We start from the raw sequence: 20,140 nt of genomic DNA on the forward strand, positions 1-20,140 counted from the left end.
AAACTCCTAAAATGACTTACTCCAACTTAGAGTAATTGAATTGCCTATCATCCAATTTTCAGGACGATAGTGGTAAAAATCCGGAGAAAAATCCCATCGGATATTGATAAAAGGACTCTGCAATTCTATTCCAATATCCGGTTCTAGCCTTAAACCGCCAAAAACGTTATTATTTTCATCGTATTTCATCGTAACCATACCCTGAAAAAACATATCCTTGCCTATATACTTTCCTATATAAACAGTCGTATTATCGAAATAGTTACCAACCTTGTTACTCCTGTCAGTATAGTCCTGCCCCGTGTTTTGCCCCAGTCCCCCTAAACCCATAGCGCCTGTTACAAACATATTTTGAATAAGACGCGTTCTGACGCTGAACACGTCCAGTTTCAAGAAATTCCTTACCAGCCTTTCAGATTGCCGTAAAAAAACAAGCTGGGAAAAAACATCCCAACTCGCAAAAAACTGCGTCGCAAGATCAGCGGTAGAACCCCATAAAAAACGTTGAGCCAGTTCCGGATTTTCATCCCCCTGGATACTGTTGAAATTCTGCCCTAAAATTGAATAAATTTCAAGCTGTGTCATGCCCGGGCTTGCTTCAAAACGGGGTTCAAAACTAAATAAAGGCTGATTTTCAATAATCATTGTTATTGTCACAGGGCCGGAATCGGATCTGTCTCGAATTTCAGCTCTTGCGCTTATTCTAGGTTCAAATTTGCTTTCGTTTTCTTTAAGAACCATGCTTCCCTGACGGATAAAGAAACTGCGGTCAAAATAATACAGTTCTCCTGAACGAATTTTTATATTGCCGTTCAAGGAATACTGGTGGGTTTGCGAATCCGCGGTAACATAAATAACGGTTCCCATTTCCGGATTCGCCCTTATAATCGGGTTTGTGGACGGCCAGATAAATTCTACCATTGACCCTGCGGTTAATTTTAAATCTACAACAGTATTAAAATCAGCTTCAACATTTTCTTTCTCCATATTGGCCGTAAGTTCTTCCATATTAAGGCTTAGATCCGATTCATTTGTAAAAAGATCGCCTTTTATTTCCATTAATTTATTGTTAAGGCTTATATTCAAATTAAGTTTTCCAGAACCGTTTCCTTTCGCGAGAAAACCTACTACGTTAATACCGTATGGAATCGGAGTTTCACGCGGAATTGAAACGTCAATACCTATGTTTGCGGGAGCCCAATTTTCAAAATTGAACCAGCCGTTCGCCGTCCCGCTTCCGTTCCCAGACAATACCGCTATCGGGCCAAAAGTCATTTCATATCCTTCGGCGATAACGTCAACGGGGGCTACTCTTATATCTTCCACTACAAAATTCGGAGCTTTAAAACGCAGGCTTTCGGCTCTCGCGGTGCCGTGAAATTCAGGATTCCAAAATGGCCCTGTAAAACCGGCTTTCCCCGTAATATAACCGCCGGTAATAAGAAAATCATTCTGAGCGGAGAATATGTTGAATAACGTTGGCAGGTCAATAAAGAAATAATTAGTTTTAGCGTCCACTATTCCGTTCTTATACGTCCCTACAACGTTGCCGCGTATGAACATTGGGGCCGATAACCCTAAAAAAAACATTCCGTCACTGTCCATTTCAAGCCTTATCATGTCTCTTGGACCGCCTTTAACGGAAACTGCCCCATTGTTTACTGAATATTCAATTATAAATTCTTCGTCGTTAATATTTCCATAAGTAAAATTTTCAAATGACAGTTTCCCGTTAATATTTTTTAGAATATTATTCAAATCAAACCATGAATTTATTTTTATGAAATCAGCGTTAAATTCAATATTCCCTTCAACTTTTTTTTCAAGAACAGCTCCGCTAATATCCGCTTTTGCGTTTGCGGCGCCTTCCGTTATGTTAAACTTTAATTCAGACAGATTTGTTTTTAACTGCGCGTAATCCAGTCTTAGATTATGTACAAACAATTCATCATTGGAAAAATTAACATTAACCTCCGCATAAACGGCGCTGCCGTTTATTCTTGTGCGTAATGACGAAAGATTAATTTTAGCGAGGAATGAATCTAGCGAATTCCATGAGATGGAGGCGTCTGCGCTTGCGATTACAGGATAATTTATTTTTAAAAAACGGTTAACATGCATTTCAGAAACTGAAATATTAACGTTCATATTGTCTTTTTTAAGTTTTCCGTCTGCGTAATAATATTCGCCCGATTCATGCCCGTCAGTTATATTAAGATTAAAACTGCAATATGAAAAATCGGCATCCCAGAAAAAGTCCGCGTTTCCCAAAAGCATGCCTATCTCATCCGTATACAGTATTTCCCTGAAACTTGCGCCGTTCTGATCCGCCAAGCCTGAAATTTTAAAAAAATCAGAACCGTCATTTGAAGACGCGTAACGGGCGGAAAAATTATCCATGTTAAGCCGCCAAAAATCATAGGAATCATAGCGTAAAGACAGGTAAAAATTCAGGTATATTGTCTGTGAATTTAACAATATTGGATAATTAACGCCTTCAATAAATCCTGATAAAGCGCCGTTATTTGATATGGTTCCATAGCCGTGAAACCCGTTTTGATCCCTAATAATCAACGTAGTTCTGTCCAATATTTGCCCTTCTATATTCCACGCGAGATCATGAAAACCGGCGTTAAATGAAAACGTCAAATCCATAATATTTGAAAAATTAATATTAGATGAAAATTTTATTTCGTTTTCATCCTGTTCATTCTGAAATATGATCCCTTCGCTTAATGTAATTTGGCGGCCTGTGCCGGATAACGACAATAATCCGTTTGTTTTTCCAATATAAAAAGCGATACTTGGAGCGTTATATACAATATTGTTAAAATCAGTGGAAAAGAAAATATCAGTCTTTATTGACGAATCTTTAAATATTCCCCTGATTACGGAGGGAACGCTTAAATTTTCAGAAAACGGGCGGAAAACTTCGGTTATTGAAAATAATGAAAGCGAATCCAATGCGGCAGACGCTTCTATTTCTCCCGGACTACCGTTATAAACCGCGTCAAGATAAACGGAACCTCCTTCAATAAAGAATCCTGAAACATTGAAGCCTATTTCCTTTTCAGTTGGCAGCAGGAATATGGAAAAATCGTTAATCGCAGTTTGGGCTATTTTCACTTCGTCGCTTGAAATAAGAATGCCTTTATCATGGCTTGATATGATGAATTCGGCGTTTATTTTTTCAGTTCCCGTTAAGCTGAAACCGTCAAAATATGCGCTACCCTGCGATACGAGCGGAGCAAATTCCAAATTGCCTGAAATTCCCAAACTGCCGGAAAATATGTCTTTTTTAGGGTTAATAGACGACATAAAAAAATCATTTACAATTATTTCTTTTTCATCACCGTAAACGTCAATAGTAAAAGTATCTTTGTTAATTGAAGACGCGCCGTTTTCGCCCCCTTTAAAATTTATATTGTAATCAAAAAAACCGTTTTCATAAACAAACGAAGAATTTCCGGTTATCTGCACAAAGAGCAAATCAGACGCGTTCTTTAAGTAATCAGAAAAATTAATCAGGCTTTCAAGATTAAAATTATCAAGCATTATTCCCGCATGTATGCCTCCTGAATCGGTATTGTAATTAAAGTAAAAATTATTCCGTTCATCTTCCGACTGCGGTTTTACGCTTACCACGTGATTATTATAAGAAATATAAGTTTTAAAAGGAAGCATGTTAAAGAGTCTTCTTTGAGTTCCGCCGTCATTGGAAAGAAGCTTGAAGAAAGAAGCCGTTTTTTTCGCGTCATCCTGTTCTGAGCAATTTAAATAATAAATTGAAAGTTCGGCGTTTCCTTTATCCAAATCGCTGGAACATGTTCCGCTAATTCCAGCGTCAGCGCCTAAAATAATAATTTTATCAAAAAGACCAGTCCTTTTTAATTCAGCATAAAATCTCGCAAAAAACGTTATCTCTCCTTCATGCTCTTTTATGTTAAGATTCATGTTTTCAATTTTATAGGAAGTATGTTTGTCCGTTAAATTTAAATTTAAATGCCGGATTTGATATTCGGCATTAGAGGGCAAAAATTCCGTTATTTGATGAAAATCAAATTCATCGCCGCTTTTTCTTTTCTCATTAATCGTTTTAATAAAATCGAATGTGTCAGCGTCATTAGCCGTATCTATGTTAATTTCGGGCCCGTCAATTTGAACAGTATGGATAAATGCTTTTCTATGCAGTAATAATTCCATTATTGAATAATGAATTTTTACCTGTGATACTGAAAAAAAAGCCTTCTCTTCCTTAAAAAGACCCAAATTATCAATATTAAAGGAACCAAAAATTGAAGGGCGAATTGAAGAATAACGGACAGTAAAACCCGTAATATCCTCTAATTTTGCAAAAAAACCTACCTTGATTTTTATCATTTCCTTGTTTAAAGCGTATTGAACAGGCTTCATAATAAAAGCCGAAATGGCTATTAGCCATAGAAAAATGAGAATTTTTACATATATCGAACCGGGAAGCGTCTTTTTCCCGCTCTTAACGATAAATATTGACATAATTTTACTATATTATAACATATTTTACGGTTAAAAGTATCAGTTTTTATAAATAATCAAGGTTTTATTTATTATGATTATGGGTTTATGATAACTTTTCCGCATAATGCCGATATTCAATATAGTGAAAACTGCCTTTAAAATAACAGCCATCCTCTTTTTACTCTCCGCCGCGATTCCCGTAAACGGATATTATGTAACCTATAAGGAACAGTATTACAGGCTTTTCCACTTGCATTATATCCAATATCCCGACGACACTATGGAAAATATCTACTGGCTTGAACACGCGGTAAAAGCGGATTTTGCCAATCCGTTATACGCCCTTGCTTTAATCGAAAATGAAACCCAATGGGAAAAATACCGTTATCTGTTTTCTATGCACATAAATATAAAACTGATAGAACAATATATGTTATTAGGCAACAAATGGAACAAACGCAACGCCTATTTTTACAACGCTCCATGGAAGGATCAAAATCTTGAAAGCCTTGAAACGGCGGAGAGGTGCTACCGCGCCGCTCTTTATTACTGGAATGAAGCCCTCGCGTGGTGGAAGAAAGCCAATGACAGGCGTTTCAGATGGATTGATCTTCCCAAGGTTCAATTCTGGCAAGATGAGGCGTTCAGAATTGAAAACGGCACGTTAAACTACGCGAAAACAATTAACCGCGAACTTGATTCCCTGCAAAAAGTACGCGAAAAATTTCAAGCAATGGAAAAATATTACCCGATACAAGATTCATTTAAGTAAGAATTTTTACAAAAAAACCTCTCGCAAAGACGCAAAGGCGCAGAGTTTTTGTCCGATAGCTCATTATTGATCTAAATATATTAGTTTAACTACAAATCTTGAATGAAAAACGACAATCCTACGAACAACAGCTTTGCGCCTTTGCGCCTCTGCGAGAGAAAATTTGAGAATAATATTTTATGTAAAAAATTCTTAAAATAATTCGCCTTGTTTTGGAGCGGATTGTTTTTGGGGTTCCGATAACAGGGCTAAAAATTGCTCTTCATCAATAATGGGGATACCCAGTTCCAACGCTTTTTTGTTTTTTGAGGAGCCGGAGGCGGGGTCGTTTGTGACAAGATAGGAAAGGCCTTTTACTACCGAGGACTTTGACTGCGCGCCCAGCGATTTTATTTTCTCTTCCGCCTCTCCCCTTTTCATGGAGTTTAATTCGCCTGTGAAACAGAAAGATAAACCGCGCAGGGGCTGTGATTCTTCCGAGGGCGGAGGCGCTATCGTTATAATTCCGGTCTTTAAGACTGAGTCAATTTCGGCGGCGCATTCTTTTAGGCCGTCTGTAATTACAGTAGCTGTTATTTCACCAAGACCGAAAACAGCGGCAAGGTTGGCTACGGATGCCGCGCGAAGTTTTTCCAAAGTGTCAAAACCGGCGGCAGTGATTTTTTCCATGGTGGTCTCGGCTACTCCTTCAAAATCAAAACCGGCGATAAAGACGGCAAGGGAAAGCTCCCGTTTTGTCTGTATGTGGCGGATTACTTTCGCGGCTGAAAGTTCTCCCATTCTGTCGTATTCGGCAAGTTCTTCTGTCGTCAATGTATACAGTTCATGAATACGCGTTACCCTGTTTTTATCAAATAATTGGCGAAGCAGTTTTTCTCCCAATTCGCGAATATCCAACACCTTCACCCATTTTTCAAGCCTGTGCAAAGGCTTCTTTGGGCAGACGGGGTTCGGGCAGTAAAGCCTTGTCCCCGCGTCAATAAGGGGGGTATTGCACACGCCGCATATTTTTGGAAAATCAATCTCCCGCGTTTTTTCCGTTGACGGGACAGGCGCGAGCCCTTCGATCTTAGGGATTATTTCCCCTCGTTTTACAACGGAAACAGCCGAGCCGATTTTTAGCTCCATAGACCTGATCATATCGGGGTTGTTAAGACTCGCCTGTTTAACAGTGGTTCCCGCAAGGCGCACTGGATCGACAACGCCGATTGGCGTGTATGTCGCCCCTGATTCGCTCCATATCACTTCGCGCAAAATACTGAACGCCGTCTCTAACTCAAATTTAAACGCGATTTGCTTTTCAGGGCGAGCCTTGCGAAGGTCTGACATATCAGTCTCTATGTCCTTTACCACAAGGCCGTCTATATCAATGGGGAGTTTTTCCCTCTCGGCGGCTATTTTTTCACGGTAGGCGATAATATCCCGCGCCGTGGTAAAGGTCTTTGTTTCCGTGGTTTTAAATCCGCGCTCCTTCAGCCATTTGAGTTTTTGCAATTCGTCTTTAAAAAACCTGTCGTCATCCGATGCCGCCGCGTCATAAACAATGACTTGTAAATCTTCGCAGCCCTCCCCGTCTTTGCGGCGCATCAGCCCATTGGCGGCATTGCGGCAATTTGCCTTAGACGGGTATTTGTTATTCCAGACATCGTGGGTCATGACAACTTCGCCCCTTACGCCGCCTGTAAAGGAAACTCCCATTTTTTGAACTACGCCCGCCATGCGCCGCGCGTTGCCGGTAATGTCATCGCCTGTTATGCCGTCTCCCCTTGTAACGGCGCGTTTAAGATTCCCTTTTTCGTATTGCAATTCAAGGCTTGCGCCGTCTAATTTATACTGTACTATGAATTTTTTTGTAAACTTATTTTTTTTACCGGTTAACGAAGTCTCTGTTTGCGTATCCATTCCCATTTTTTTTGCCCATTCAATAAATTCTTGCGGATTGGACGCTTTGTCCTGGCTGCCCATCGGAATAAGATGACGCGCTTTCGGGAAACCGTCTGTCTCAGTCCCCGTCCCTATTTTTTTTAATATTTCACTTTGCGGGTCAAGATTTTTTAACTCATCCCAAAGAATATCGAATTCCCCGTCTGAAATTTCAGCTTCCCCGTTGTAGTAAGAAGCCTGATACCGCCGTATCAGAGCCTCAAGAGTTTTTATTCTTTTTTTCTTAGACTCCATAAAACCTCTTATTTCCTCTTTGTGATCTTTGTATCTTTGTGTTCTTTGTGTGAAGTCTTTTCGAATATATTTTACAAAGACCGAGCTACCCGAAAACCGTTATAAAAAAACTTAAAATTTACATGCTGTCTGTACCGGTACGCGCTACGGCAGTTTAATTCATCAAAATCAAAGCAACCTCCGCGATAAACCCGCCTGTCCCCTGTCGCGGGTCCTGTTGGGTCAACTTGAGCCTCTGCGGTATAATTTCCAAAAAAATCCCAGCACCATTCAAGTACGTTGCCGTGCATGTCATAAAGACCGAAAGCGTTTGGTTGTTTTTGACCTACCGGAAAAGTGGAACGCTGTAATGTTGTCATATCACGTGAATTGCCCTTATACCAACCTGCGTCTTCAATTTTATCTCCGGTGTAAAAAGGCGTTTGAGTTCCGGCGCGACAGGCGTATTCCCATTCAGCTTCCGTAGGCAGGCGGTATCCGTTAGCTGAACGGTTCCATGTAGCATTATTTCCGTTAATTGTATAAACAGGGGTCAACCCTTCTTTTACGCTTCTTTTATTGCAATAATCAACGGCATTAAGCCATGTTACCTTTTCTGCGGGAAGATCCTCTCCTTTATATTGGCTTGGATTCTCTCCCATTATCTCCTCATATTCAGCCTGAGTCACAGTATATTTTGCGATATAAAACGAACTTACGGTAACCTTATGCTGGGGGCCTTCATCTGTAAAGTTTCTTCCTTTCTCAGTTTCAGGGCTTCCCATTAGAAACGTACCCCCGTTTATGAGTATCATCTCATTTTTTACCTGCGAAAACGCGGCATGAAGCGTAAAGAACCCTATAACAAACAACAAACTTATTTTAATAATTGCTTTTTTCAATATAAACCCCAATCTTATTTTACAATATATTATACCCTAAAACAACTAATTTATTAAACAGTTATTGCCCTTCCGTATTTTTATAATAGTAAGTATAATGCAAAAAGGAGAAAAATGTGGGCGTTTATGCTATTTATGTTGAAAAAAACGGCGGTTTTGCACAAGAAGCGGCTTCAGTTGCCGCAGATTTGCATCTTGGGCTTCAAATTGACGGAATAACAAAGGTAAGGATTATTAACCGTTATTTTGCCGAAGGCATTTCGGCGGATGATTTTCATTCGGCAAAAAACACGATTTTTTCAGAACCTCCGGTCGATACGGTTTACGAAGAACTGCCCGATTTTGAAACGGCACGAGTATTTGCCGTAGAGTACTTGCCCGGCCAGTTTGACCAGAGAGCCGATTCATGCGCCCAGTGTATCTCCCTTGCCACAGGCAAAGACAGGCCGGACATTCAATCGGCTAAAATATACGCCATATACGGCAATGTTTCAGATGAAGATTTTAACCGTATAAAGTCATGGCTTATAAACCCTGTAGAAAGCCGGCAGGCGTCATTGGATATGCCGATAACGCTTAAGCAAAATTTATCCGTTCCTTGCGACGTTCCCGTTATTGAAGGCTTTATATCTTTTGAAATTTCAGAAATTGAAAAGTTGTGCGCGAATTTAAATCTAGCCATGTATTTGCAGGATTTGTTATTCTGCCAAAAATATTTTCGTGATGTGGAAAAACGCGACCCGACTGTAACTGAGATACGCCTTCTTGACACATACTGGTCGGATCACTGCCGCCACACGACATTTTTAACGGAACTTAATGATATTCAAATTGACGATGAAACGGTAAAAGAAAGTTATAAAAATTATCTTGACCTTCGCTCTTTTTGCGGCCGCTCTGAAAAGCCTGTTACTTTGATGGATATGGCGACAATAGGGGCAAAGGCGCTTAAGCAAAAAGGGCTTCTTCCCGATCTGGACGAGTCTGAAGAAATAAACGCATGTTCCGTAAAGATTAAAGTTGACGTTGACGGCAAAGAGCAAGATTGGCTTTTAATGTTCAAAAACGAAACCCACAACCATCCCACAGAAATTGAACCGTTTGGGGGAGCGGCAACTTGTCTTGGAGGGGCGATACGCGATCCGCTGTCAGGCCGCGTATTCGTTTATCAAGCGATGCGCGTAACGGGAGCCGCCAATCCTTTAAAAAACGCGAGTGAAACTTTGCCCGGCAAATTGCCTCAGCGAAAAATTTGCCGCACTAGCGCCGCAGGTTACAGCTCTTACGGAAACCAGATAGGGCTTGCGACAGGCCTTGTGCATGAAATATACCATCCCGGTTACGAGGCGAAACGCATGGAAATAGGAGCAGTTATAGGAGCCGCTCCTTTAGAGAATGTAGTAAGAACTGTTCCGTCACAGGGAGACGTTGTAATACTGTTAGGCGGCAGAACGGGGCGCGACGGCATTGGGGGAGCTACAGGCTCTTCCAAGTCGCACACTTCTTCTTCATTGGAAACCTGCGGCGCCGACGTGCAGAAAGGCAACGCGCCAGAGGAACGGAAATTGCAACGCCTTTTCCGCAATCCAAAAGCGGCGCGCCTAATCAAACGCTGCAATGATTTTGGCGCGGGAGGGGTAAGCGTCTCAGTAGGGGAGCTTGCCGACGGGCTGACGGTTGATTTAAACAAAATTCTAAAAAAATACGAAGGACTTGACGGGACTGAGCTTGCGATTAGCGAAAGCCAGGAGAGAATGTCTGTTGTCACTTCAAAAAAAGACGCGAAAACTTTTATCGAACTTGCCGAGGGTGAAAATCTGGAAGCCGTGATAATCGCTGAAGTTACAAAAAGCCCGCGACTTGTAATGAATTGGAACGGGAAAACAATTGTAAACATTTCAAGGGAATTTTTAAATTCCAACGGCGCGGAAAAACACGCAAAAGCGCGTATAAAAAGAATTGAGATAATAAAAGATGAAAACCGTGAAGTAGACGCGAAAGAACTTGAAGCGTTTTTAGGCAGCCTTGACATCTGCTCTCAAAAAGGGCTTGTTGACCGTTTTGATTCATGTATAGGGGCGGCGACGATCATAGCCCCCTTTGGCGGAAAATACTTTAACACTCCCGCTCAGGCAATGGCTGCAAAAATACCTGTTTTAAACGGCGAAACAAAAACCTGTTCCCTAATGTCATGGGGGTTTGATCCATATATCTCATCTGTAAGCCCGTATCACGGAGCGGTTTTCGCCGTTTTATATTCGGTAGCGAAAATAATAGCGGCGGGCGGAAGCAGAAAAAAATGCTGGCTTACATTTCAGGAATATTTTGAAAAGTTACGCGACGACCCTTTCCGCTGGGGAAAACCAGCTTCCGCACTGTTAGGCGCTCTTGACGCGCAAATCGGCCTACAGACGGCCGCTATCGGGGGAAAAGATTCAATGTCGGGAAGTTTTTCCCTATCTGACGGCGGGCAAATCGACGTGCCCCCTACCCTAGTCTCTTTTGCCGTCTCCACGTCAAAAATCGAAAACATTATCACGCCTGAATTTAAAAAGACTGACAGTTATGTCTATTTGTTAAAACCTCCCTTCTCTCTTTATGAAAAGCCCGATTTTACCGCCCTTCGCGGATTTTTTGACTCTGTAGAAAAATTAATTAAAGAAGGAAAAATACTTTCCGCATGGGCTTGCGGCAGCGGCGGCAGCGCGGAGGCTGTCGTGAAAATGTGCATGGGAAACCGTATCGGTTTTACGGCGGAAAGAGAACTTTTCACGGGAGCCGGTTTTAGCGGTTTTGTAATTGAAACACAGTCTCCGTTACAAACAGACGCTATGCTTTTAGGACGCACAATAGGCGATTACACGCTTAAAACAAAAACTTATGAAATTGCCCTTGATAAATTACAAGACGCGTGGGAAAAAACTCTTGAGCCTGTTTATCCGTACCTGATTAAACAGGAAGGTAAAGTTGAGAATTTTATTTGGAATCAGGACAAATCACTAAAAGAAAAAATAAAAAGCGATAAAAAAAGATCAGTTGGAATATTGTCAAAGCCAAGTTTTCTTATACCCGTATTTCCCGGCACTAACAGCGAATATGACAGCGCGAAGGCGGTTGAAAAAGCGGGAGGAAAAGCGCAAATATTTGTTATACGAAACTTAACTTCCGCCGCAATCGCGCAAAGCGTTAAAGATTTTGAAAAAGCGGCGCGTAAAGCGCAGGTAATTTTTATTCCCGGAGGATTTTCAGGCGGAGACGAGCCTGACGGATCGGGGAAATTTATTACGGCGTTTATGCGAAACCCGGCGATTTCTGAAGCGGTTAGCGATTTGTTGCAAAAGAGGGACGGCCTTATTTGCGGAATATGCAACGGTTTTCAAGCCCTTATAAAACTGGGACTTGTCCCCTACGGCGAAATACGCGACATGACTGAAGACTCCCCCACTCTCACGTTTAATTCAATAGGAAGGCATCAGTCCACTTTGGTAAACACAAAAATAGTCTCCAACAAATCGCCGTGGCTTTCCCATCTTGAAGCTGGAGACCAGTACATTGTGCCAATTTCCCACGGCGAAGGACGTTTCATCGCGCAGGAAAGCCTAATTCGCTCTCTAGCGGCTAACGGCCAAATCGCCACCCAATATGTTGATTTTAACGGCAACGCTTCTAAGGACATACGTTTTAACCCCAACAATTCCGATTTCGCCATTGAGGGAATCACATCCCCCGATGGCCGCGTCATTGGCCGCATGGCTCATAACGAAAGATTTGAGGACGGGCTTTACAGGAACATCCCTGGCATTAAAAAGATGGATATATTCACCGGAGCAGTTAACTATTTCAGATAAAATTATTCACGAATTTACTCTCGCAGAGGCGCAGAGGCGCAAAGTTTTCGTCCGATAGCCCATTATTAACTAAATATATTAGTATAACTACAAATCTTGAAGGAAAAACGATGATCTTGCGAACAACAACTTTGCGCCTTTGCGCCTCTGCGAGAGGATATTCTTGGAAATATGTAGTTGTTACAGACTGCTAATGTTTAAAATGCCTGATACCGGTAAAGACCATCGCTATGCCGTGCTTATTACAAGCTTCTATCGCAAGTTTGTCGTTTATGGAGCCGCCGGGCTGTATTATCGATTTAATTTTAGCCTGCGCCGCGGCTTCGACAACATCTGGGAATGGGATATAGGCGTCGGAGGCTAGAACTCTTGCGGGAAGATCATCTTTCCAGAAACTGCCGCCTGTGTCCGCCGATTCTAAAGATTCCGCTATTAAAAGGGCGGCGCTTCTTTCAAGGGACTGCTTTGCGGACCAGATGCGGTTTACTTGTCCGCAACCGATGCCGGTCGAGGCCTGCTCTTTAACGATTAAAATCGCGTTTGATTTTACAAACGTTACCGCCCTCATTCCAAAAATCATGTCTTTAATATCGCTTTCATTTGGAGAAGCCTTTGTAACCACTTCCCATTTTTCAAGCAAAGTACGGTCGTTCTGCTGAACCAAAACGCCGCCGTCAACCGCGATGTATTCATGCTTTTCTTTTGGAGCGTTTTTCATTTTTATGATACGCAGATTCTTTTTCATTTTTAAAATATTAAGCGCGTCCTTGTCAAAGTCCGGGGCCGCGACAATTTCCAAAAACAATTGGTTAAGCCTTAAAGCGGTCGCCGCGTTTACTTTCGCGTTACAGGCGATAATTCCGCCAAATATCGATATTGGGTCGCAGGCAAAAACTTTATTGTAAGCGTCGAGCAATGTATCTCCAAGCGCGATGCCGCAGGGAGTGTTGTGTTTAATGGCTACGCAGCAGATTTTTTTTCCGCCCGCCGCGGAAGGAATAAGGCGTTTAACGTCGGATTCTCCGAAAGGTTCTGTTCCGTCGCTTTCAAGCCCAAAAGCGCAAACCACTTTCCACGCGATATCCAAATCTCTCATATTATTGTAGCCAAGTTCCTTGCCGTGCAGTTGTTCCATGCCTGTAAAAACTCCCGAACTGTCGGTATTTAAATAAAGAGCCGCCTGCTGGTGGCTGTTTTCACCGTAACGCAGCTGCTGCCCTTTTTTTAATGACAGCGGCAAATATTGGGGATATTCTTCATCAAGCAGGTAGCGCGCGACAGCGGCGTCATAAGCCGACGTTAAATCGAAAACCTTGCCGGCAAGGCGTTTTTTAAATTCAAGCGGAACGTTAGCGTTTTTTAAACGCTCGATAACTTCGGCATAATCGGCAGTGTCGGTCAGAACAATAACATCGTTAAAATTTTTCGCGGCGGATCGGAGCATGCTCGGTCCGCCAATATCGATAAATTCGATTGTTTCTTCCAGTGATAAACCCGCCTGTACCTTCTCGAAAAACGGATAAAGGTTGACGCACACAAGGTCAATAGTCTCGATATTTAAACTTTTTAAAGTATCAATATGGTTTTTATCGCCTCTCTTCGCAAGAATACCCGCGTGAATCGCAGGGTGCAAGGTTTTTACGCGCCCGTCCAGACATTCGGGAAATCCTGTAACTTGTGAAACCTCGGTAACAGGGATATTATTTTCCTGTAAAAATTTGGAAGTGCCGCCCGTAGAAATTATTTCCCAACCGTCGCCGTTTAAAAATGACGCCAAATCAAGCAGACCGTCCTTATAAAATACGCTTAAAAGAGCTCTTTTTTTCATTTTTTCTCCGTAGATAATTTTAATATCTTAACGGCTATCTGTCTATTATGGCATTGACAAAAGCCTTTGTTTTTGATAGAAAAGAATAGTGTTTTGCGGCCTTGGTGGAACTGGTAGACACGCTAGCTTGAGGTGCTAGTGGCGAGAGCCATGGAAGTTCAAGTCTTCTAGGCCGCATAATTTATTAATTCCATATATGATAAGGCTGCCAGGGACAGTTTTCCTAATAAAATCAAGAGGATATTAATGAAAAAAAGCATTTACGTTTTTTTAGCGGTACTTGCCGTACTCGCTATTCTTATGACAGGTTGCGAAAACGGCGGCAATAATACTAAGCCTAAGACAGTTGTTACCTTGGACCCAACCACTCTTACCCTGGAAGTTGGCAGGGCTAGCAAAATTACCGCTACGACAGATCCCGTTGACGTGGAGCTAACATGGACTTCCAGCGATGATGCAGTGGCTTTTGTGAATCCTATCGGCACGGTTACCGGTATGTCCGCAGGTACCGCAACCATTACCGCTACCGCTGAAGACGGCGGAAAAGCCACCTGCTCCGTAACGGTAAATCCCGCGATCACCAGTGACAGTGACGTTGAAGTTGTAGGCGAAACGCTGGTTCACAAGACGGCGAAGTTGGTGGGAGTCAACCACTTTGGAACAGATCTGGGTACCACAAATGCTGACGGCAGCTATACTTTTAACGGAACTGCCGCCCAATATTCAGGCGGCGGCGCTCAGTACAACTTCCCCGCGCCAAAAGCTAATGACACATGGAGACTTTCCGACTATGGCCTAGTTGAAGTATTTTTACAAGTCACTGAGGGGAGCGTACAGGTACTCGTAAAAAAATCCGGCGGAAACGTTGATCTTAGCCCGTATCCTAGCGGCAGCTCGAATATTACGCTTAATACCGACAACGAGGGAAAATATTCATATAAAGCCGTAATTACAGACGCGGGTTCCGGCATTGGGTTCCAACGCAATCAAAGCGGTCCGGCAACCGTTAAAATAGAAAAAGTGGTTTTCTCGAAGGTTACCGAATACACCGTATCTTTCGCAGGCGGCGGAGCGAATATATCAATCCAACCCATTAAAGTTAAAACCGACTTAAAAGTTACTTTGCCGTATAAACCGAAATGGTCAGGACATACGTTCCTCGGATGGTACGACGGGGAAAACTTGTTTGACGCGGAAACCCTTATTAATAAAGATTACATCCTTACCGCAAAGTGGGCGGACGGCGATCCTGCGCCTGTAGACATGAAGCTGAATTTGGATACCTCTTTATGGGGTACGCTTCCGGAGAATGGGGCTATCACAGGCGGCAGTCCTTCCTATATCATTCCAAGGGAATATGCGGAAACCGCTTATGCGGACGGCAAATTGACAATTACCTTCGACGGCCGCAACAGGCAAAGGGCGATCATACCTCTTAATGCAGACCAAATCTATGAGTTGATGGATCCGGCATTAACCGGAGCCACCTTCAGAATTGTCGGAACCGTTGCAAGAGGAACTCAAGGGACGCTGACAAATGCGCAAATCGCTTCTGGTGAGTTGGGGTTTGCCGCGTTCCGCTTGCATTTGGCTGACCCGACTGCCACAAGCAATTGGAATGGAACCGAAACCGGCAAACAAACCCCATTCACAGGCAATACTGATCCGGAGAATGATCATCTGGTGGAGTACCGGCCGTTCTCCAGTAATAAAAAAGCGGCTACGTTGGGCTTTTTCGTAATACAGGCAATGTTTAAAGATGATAAAGATAATCCTGATTCTGTAAAAGAAGGTTTCCCAAAAGTGATTATCACCATTGAATCTATTACTATTGACGGCGGTGACACAACCGCCGAATAACATGGCTAAATGGCTTATTAAGGCTGTCCGGAGATTCCGGGCAGCCTTTTTATTAGGGACAGACATTTTTTGGAAAACTGTATTTTTAAAATGTATAACACAAACGCATATTAAACCATTGGGTGTAATAGTCATTATTGTCAAGCGTTTGGTACGCGTTGGAAGTATAGCGGTAGACGAAGGCAATATAAAAATTGTTATGGAAGTTTACTTTTACCTGCGGTTCAAGATACCAGTTATTGTAAAAAACATCGGGATAAGACTCGCTGCCGTTAAAGCCCATTACAAGACCGCCCATAACGCCGGCGACCAAATAATTGTTGATAAATTTGTAGTAGAAAGACGGCCTAATCTCCAGTACCTGTCCTGTTTTTTTTACAAAATTATCCCTATATCCGGCGTCAATGCCAACGTTAAAATATCTGGAATCATAGTGGGCATAGAACCAGTTTTGAATATAACCCGGCGGACCATACCCGCTTCCCCTGTTTTCCGAGTTAATGCCCTCGCAGTACCCGTTTGCCCATATTTGCATACCGGGCAACAACTGCCAAAGAACGCGTTCTTCAACGCGGTACACAAATTTTTCCCCGGTTACGAATACAGCGTCGCTTTTTACATCACGGTCAAAACGGTAGGCAAAGCGGAACGCGAAATATTTATGCTCCCATGCGATACCTACTATTGACTCCTTAAAAAGATCGCCAAATTGCTCCTTCGCGTCCCACGGCACCCCCTCATCCGAGCGGTTCAGCACAAAACCCAGGTTAAGGCCGCGTAAAATACCAAGTGGCTTCCATTCGACGCGTATCCCCATTATAGGAGCGCCGCCTGAATATTCCAGTTCCTGATATAAATCAGGCCCGCCGGTTCCCCATGGAGACTCACCCAAAAGTCCGGCTGAAATTTTAAGCTGGTTGTTAAACGTGCCGCCGTAGCCATAAGCGAACTCCGTGCGGAGTTTGAGCAGGTTCGGATCATTTGAACCGGTTCCGCGTCTAAAATTATCCTGATAAAATTTTGTCCGTATCCCGATATTTTTCAATTCAAAGGCAATGCCGATACGTATCCGCCCTTCAGACGCGCCCGCATCGCCGTCATTGTTGTTTATTCTCGCGTAAGAAGTAGTCTCGCCGCCCTCGTCCCGCTTCTCGAATAAAAATCCGGTTTTGATTTCCCCTGTAATTTGTATGTCTTCCACCGCGAAAGCAGAGCTTGCCGCAATCAGGCTTAAGAGCAACGCGGTAACTGTCTTTTTCATGCGGTTCCCCCTTTGTTAAAACGCGTACACCGCGCGGATGTTTACCGAATGTTTTACGGACTTTTCCCCCCGCCGCTCCATTTTACTTTCATCAAACCACGCGTATTTGTCGGTAAAATTGTACACTGCCGCGATGTAGCCGCCGCCGGCAATATTAAGCCTAATCTGCGGCTCAACGGAAATATACTGATATGGGGAAGACTTATAAGTCTTTCCGGCGCCGAATTCCATGCCGACACCAAGAGCCAGCCCGGCCTGAAGAAGACTGTTAAAAAATTTATAATAAAACGCCGGTCTGACTTCCAGGCTCTGGTATTCATCCCTCTCGGTCGGTCTTATCTCCATATTGTTGTATGATTTGTATATGCCAAAACCGGCGTCAAATTGGGCAATAAAATTATCCGTGTCCCACAGCCAGTACAGCCAGTTGATAAAATATTCTCCCCCTCCCATTTTTTTCCTGATAATGTTACCAGCCTCGTCCATTCTGTCAATATTCTGCAGTTCGCCTCCTATCCCGTAATAATAGCCGTTAAGCCATACCCGCATATCGTCCACAACCGTTCTCAGTACCTTCTCCTCAAGGCGGTAGGTCAGGCGGCCTCCTTCATTTATTTTAGAATCCGCGTAAACGTCTACTTTACTGTCAAAACGGTAGCCCGCGCGGACGGCAAAGTACTGATTCTCATAAGCGGCTCCCACGACAGATTCTTCAAGCACGTCGCCGAAGGTTTGCGTCACAGTGGGAAGTTGGGTACGATCGGGCTGGTTCAACACAAAACCAATATTCAAGCCCGGAATAAAGGACGGCTTTAATTCAAAACGTATCCCCATAAGCCCCTCGCTCGCGTTATAAGGATCTCCGCTCAATTCATTATACTCAATATATTCACGGGATTCAGGCTCGCCACGAAATCTGGGACCGCCCGTACCCCAGGGCGATTCACCCAAAAGTCCCATGGAAATTTTAAATTGGTCATTAAACAAATTACCGTAGGCATAAACGAAGCTCCACGCGGGGTAATATGGGCCCAAGTTCGTTGAATTCGGCTCTATCTGGAAGCGGAGGCGCACCCCCAGGTTCTGGTAGGAGAAATGAAAATCAAGACGCAGCCGCCCCTGGCCTGTGCCGGAATCGCCGTCATTATTGGTCATCCCCCCCGTCGCCACGGGTTCCTGTTCTCCTATCGTTTCCTGTTGAATATAAAAACCGGTCTTGATCTCGCCGGAATATATCGTCTCCTGGGCAAACAACGACCCAACCGCCGTAAGAGCGGCAATAAGTACAAGGTAAGTTTTTTTCATTAGAAAATCTCTCCTATTTTACGGTATAAGGCCTCTTTCTTGGCTCAAAGTGTCTGGAACCGCCAGGAATAGATGTCCATTCACCCTTAACCATGATCGATATTATGTTTCCTCCCGGCAGGGTGACCTCTACGGCTGATTTGCCTTCGGCTGTGGTGTACAGAAACACAGGCTCGTTAATCCAATACCGGGGCGTGCCTGTCGGCACATCATCCCATGTTTCGCCTGTCGCGTTTTCCCATCCATAAGACCGCAAAGCGCTGGCGCTAGTCGCCGTAAAACCTTCGGGCAAAACAATCTCTATCCTGCCCACATTGACGCTGAGCCGGGTAGGATCGTTGGTTCCATTTAAACCGCCAGCGCCGAAGCCGTTGCTGATAGCGCCGCTGAAGGAAGCGTTGGCGATGTTAGGAGTGTTGGTGGAGGCATTCGGAGTAAACATGACAATACTGATAAACTTGCCATCGGTATCCTCAAACGCGCTTATCTTAGGATCTTTTGAACCCGCGTTGAAAGTAGAAATATCTTTATTAAAATCACCAATGGTCCCCCGAGTGCGGGTTATGTCCAAGAGCCATGTCTCGTTGACATAGCGCGCGTAGTGGGCAAACGCCCGCCCTCTTGGAGTATACGTATATTGCGGCCACGGTGTCGCTCCGGCTTGCCCATTTTGTCCATTACCGTTTATCGGAGTACCCTGATAACTTGTTACTAGGCCGGAGTAGCTGGAAGAAAACCACCAGTCAAAAACGCTTTCGTGGACAACGCGCAGACCCCAATCCACATCGTTCATAGCGGCAAACGCGGAATTCCAGTAACGCTGCACATTACTGCCGGGTATATTTGTCGAATTTCCCCAATAGTTGAAGTCATGCTCCGTTTGCCAAATCTCCCGTTTTATATTCCCTGCCGTTGATCCGGGCGCGTACATTTGCGGGGACGCGGCAAGTGATTCCGCTTCAAAGCGGCCTGTATAATTTGTCTGAGGGCGGTCTGCCCACGCGGTGCCGACTGGATTGCCGCTGTTAGGGCCTGATCCGGCAAGCGCGGAAACCCTTTGAGTGCTGTTATACCAATGGTGGCCAAGTATTTCAAAATTATTATTCGCTGGGTTAAGGCTTTCTTGACTGTTTATTATATCATTATAATATGAAGGATCGCCCATGTTGTCGGCCGTCATGGCTAATACGTGGTGGGTCGCCTTGCCGCCGCCGTAGCCTGGAATAATGTCATCTTCAAATATCGATGAGGTGACGCCCGCCCCGCTCGGGTTTGTTACCCGTTGGGTAGTAAAATGCCCTACGGTCCTGAACCAGTCCCTATGAACAGACGAGGACATCCCCATGCCTTCATAAGCGGCAGTCGCGCCATTGTCCGGTTCGTTGAGGATGCCGAGCGAAAAAATAGGCGCGTTGTTTTCGTTGAGCCATTTAAGGAAGTCACGTAACCACTCCGCGTAACCTACAAAATTTGATGGAGTATCAGTGATGAAGCCGCCCCGTACCGCGTTGTTCACCTTAAAATTACCTGGTGCCGTCCATGGATTCGCGTACACGTAGCCGCCTAATTGGTTTACCCGCCGAATAACGGCTAGGAAACATAATATCGATCATGGTTAAGGGTGAATGGACATCTATTCCTGGCGGTTCCAGACACTTTGAGCCAAGAAAGAGGCCTTATACCGTAAAATAGGAGAGATTTTCTAATGAA

General features: G+C 43.8%; 10 protein-coding genes and 1 tRNA gene. 4 read left to right on the plus strand and 7 right to left on the minus strand.

The genetic code is table 11. The features are described from left to right. Positions 1–6: 6 nt before the first annotated feature. A complete protein-coding gene (locus ACYVRA_RS05450; protein ID WP_461251738.1) occupies positions 7–4,515 on the minus strand; it encodes a translocation/assembly module TamB domain-containing protein in 4,509 nt (1,502 codons plus the stop codon). A gap of 106 nt (positions 4,516–4,621) precedes the next feature. On the opposite strand from ACYVRA_RS05450, the gene ACYVRA_RS05455 reads away from it, so the two are divergent. After that, positions 4,622–5,269: a hypothetical protein gene (locus ACYVRA_RS05455; RefSeq protein WP_461251739.1), complete on the plus strand. Its 648-nt coding sequence runs from the start codon at positions 4,622–4,624 to the stop codon at positions 5,267–5,269. A 192-nt stretch (positions 5,270–5,461) separates the two neighbouring features. On the opposite strand, the gene ligA is transcribed toward ACYVRA_RS05455, so the two are convergent. Both ligA and ACYVRA_RS05465 read right to left on the minus strand, forming a co-directional pair. After that, the gene (ligA, locus tag ACYVRA_RS05460; RefSeq protein WP_461251740.1) at positions 5,462–7,447 is read right to left on the minus strand and encodes an NAD-dependent DNA ligase LigA; all 1,986 of its coding nucleotides are present in this window, start codon (positions 7,445–7,447) and stop codon (positions 5,462–5,464) included. A gap of 71 nt (positions 7,448–7,518) precedes the next feature. Then, positions 7,519–8,328 carry a formylglycine-generating enzyme family protein gene (locus ACYVRA_RS05465; RefSeq protein ID WP_461251741.1) on the minus strand — a complete coding sequence of 270 codons (810 nt, stop codon included), beginning with the start codon at positions 8,326–8,328 and terminating at the stop codon, positions 7,519–7,521. A gap of 116 nt (positions 8,329–8,444) precedes the next feature. Here ACYVRA_RS05465 and ACYVRA_RS05470 point away from each other — a divergent pair, with 116 nt between their 5' ends. Further along, positions 8,445–12,176, plus strand: coding sequence for a phosphoribosylformylglycinamidine synthase (locus ACYVRA_RS05470; RefSeq protein WP_461251742.1), 3,732 nt, complete (start codon positions 8,445–8,447; stop codon positions 12,174–12,176). 190 nt (positions 12,177–12,366) lie between these two features. Here the strand turns inward: ACYVRA_RS05470 and purH are convergent, their stop codons facing one another. Then, entirely contained in the window at positions 12,367–14,004 is a 1,638-nt protein-coding gene (purH, locus tag ACYVRA_RS05475; protein ID WP_461251743.1) for a bifunctional phosphoribosylaminoimidazolecarboxamide formyltransferase/IMP cyclohydrolase, read from the minus strand. Between the two features lie 95 nt (positions 14,005–14,099). Here purH and ACYVRA_RS05480 point away from each other — a divergent pair. Beyond that, positions 14,100–14,181 (plus strand) — tRNA-Leu (locus tag ACYVRA_RS05480). A 69-nt stretch (positions 14,182–14,250) separates the two neighbouring features. After that, positions 14,251–15,864 carry an Ig-like domain-containing protein gene (locus ACYVRA_RS05485; RefSeq protein ID WP_461251744.1) on the plus strand — a complete coding sequence of 538 codons (1,614 nt, stop codon included), beginning with the start codon at positions 14,251–14,253 and terminating at the stop codon, positions 15,862–15,864. Between the two features lie 85 nt (positions 15,865–15,949). Here ACYVRA_RS05485 and ACYVRA_RS05490 read toward each other — a convergent pair whose 3' ends face one another. The 3 genes from ACYVRA_RS05490 to ACYVRA_RS05500 are packed head-to-tail and all read right to left on the minus strand — an operon-like array spanning position 15,950 to position 19,985. After that, positions 15,950–17,125, minus strand: a complete 1,176-nt coding sequence (locus ACYVRA_RS05490) for a hypothetical protein (RefSeq protein WP_461251745.1) — start codon at positions 17,123–17,125, stop codon at positions 15,950–15,952. A 15-nt stretch (positions 17,126–17,140) separates the two neighbouring features. Then, positions 17,141–18,430, minus strand: a complete 1,290-nt coding sequence (locus ACYVRA_RS05495) for a hypothetical protein (RefSeq protein WP_461251746.1) — start codon at positions 18,428–18,430, stop codon at positions 17,141–17,143. A gap of 13 nt (positions 18,431–18,443) precedes the next feature. Then, positions 18,444–19,985 (minus strand): glycoside hydrolase, encoded by a 1,542-nt coding sequence (locus tag ACYVRA_RS05500; RefSeq protein ID WP_461251747.1) that lies wholly within the window; start codon positions 19,983–19,985, stop codon positions 18,444–18,446. Positions 19,986–20,140: the final 155 nt, after the last annotated feature.

Source organism: Treponema sp. R8-4-B8 (assembly GCF_054786175.1).

What these genes read in the sequence shown, in the direction of transcription:
- ACYVRA_RS05450 (WP_461251738.1), bottom strand. Translation starts at nt 4,515, where the DNA reads ATGTCAATATTTATCGTTAAGAGCGGGAAAAAGACGCTTCCCGGTTCG.
- ACYVRA_RS05455 (WP_461251739.1), top strand. Translation starts at nt 4,622, where the DNA reads ATGCCGATATTCAATATAGTGAAAACTGCCTTTAAAATAACAGCCATC.
- ligA (WP_461251740.1), bottom strand. Translation starts at nt 7,447, where the DNA reads ATGGAGTCTAAGAAAAAAAGAATAAAAACTCTTGAGGCTCTGATACGG.
- purH (WP_461251743.1), bottom strand. Translation starts at nt 14,004, where the DNA reads ATGAAAAAAAGAGCTCTTTTAAGCGTATTTTATAAGGACGGTCTGCTT.
- ACYVRA_RS05485 (WP_461251744.1), top strand. Translation starts at nt 14,251, where the DNA reads ATGAAAAAAAGCATTTACGTTTTTTTAGCGGTACTTGCCGTACTCGCT.
- ACYVRA_RS05490 (WP_461251745.1), bottom strand. Translation starts at nt 17,125, where the DNA reads ATGAAAAAGACAGTTACCGCGTTGCTCTTAAGCCTGATTGCGGCAAGC.
- ACYVRA_RS05495 (WP_461251746.1), bottom strand. Translation starts at nt 18,430, where the DNA reads ATGAAAAAAACTTACCTTGTACTTATTGCCGCTCTTACGGCGGTTGGG.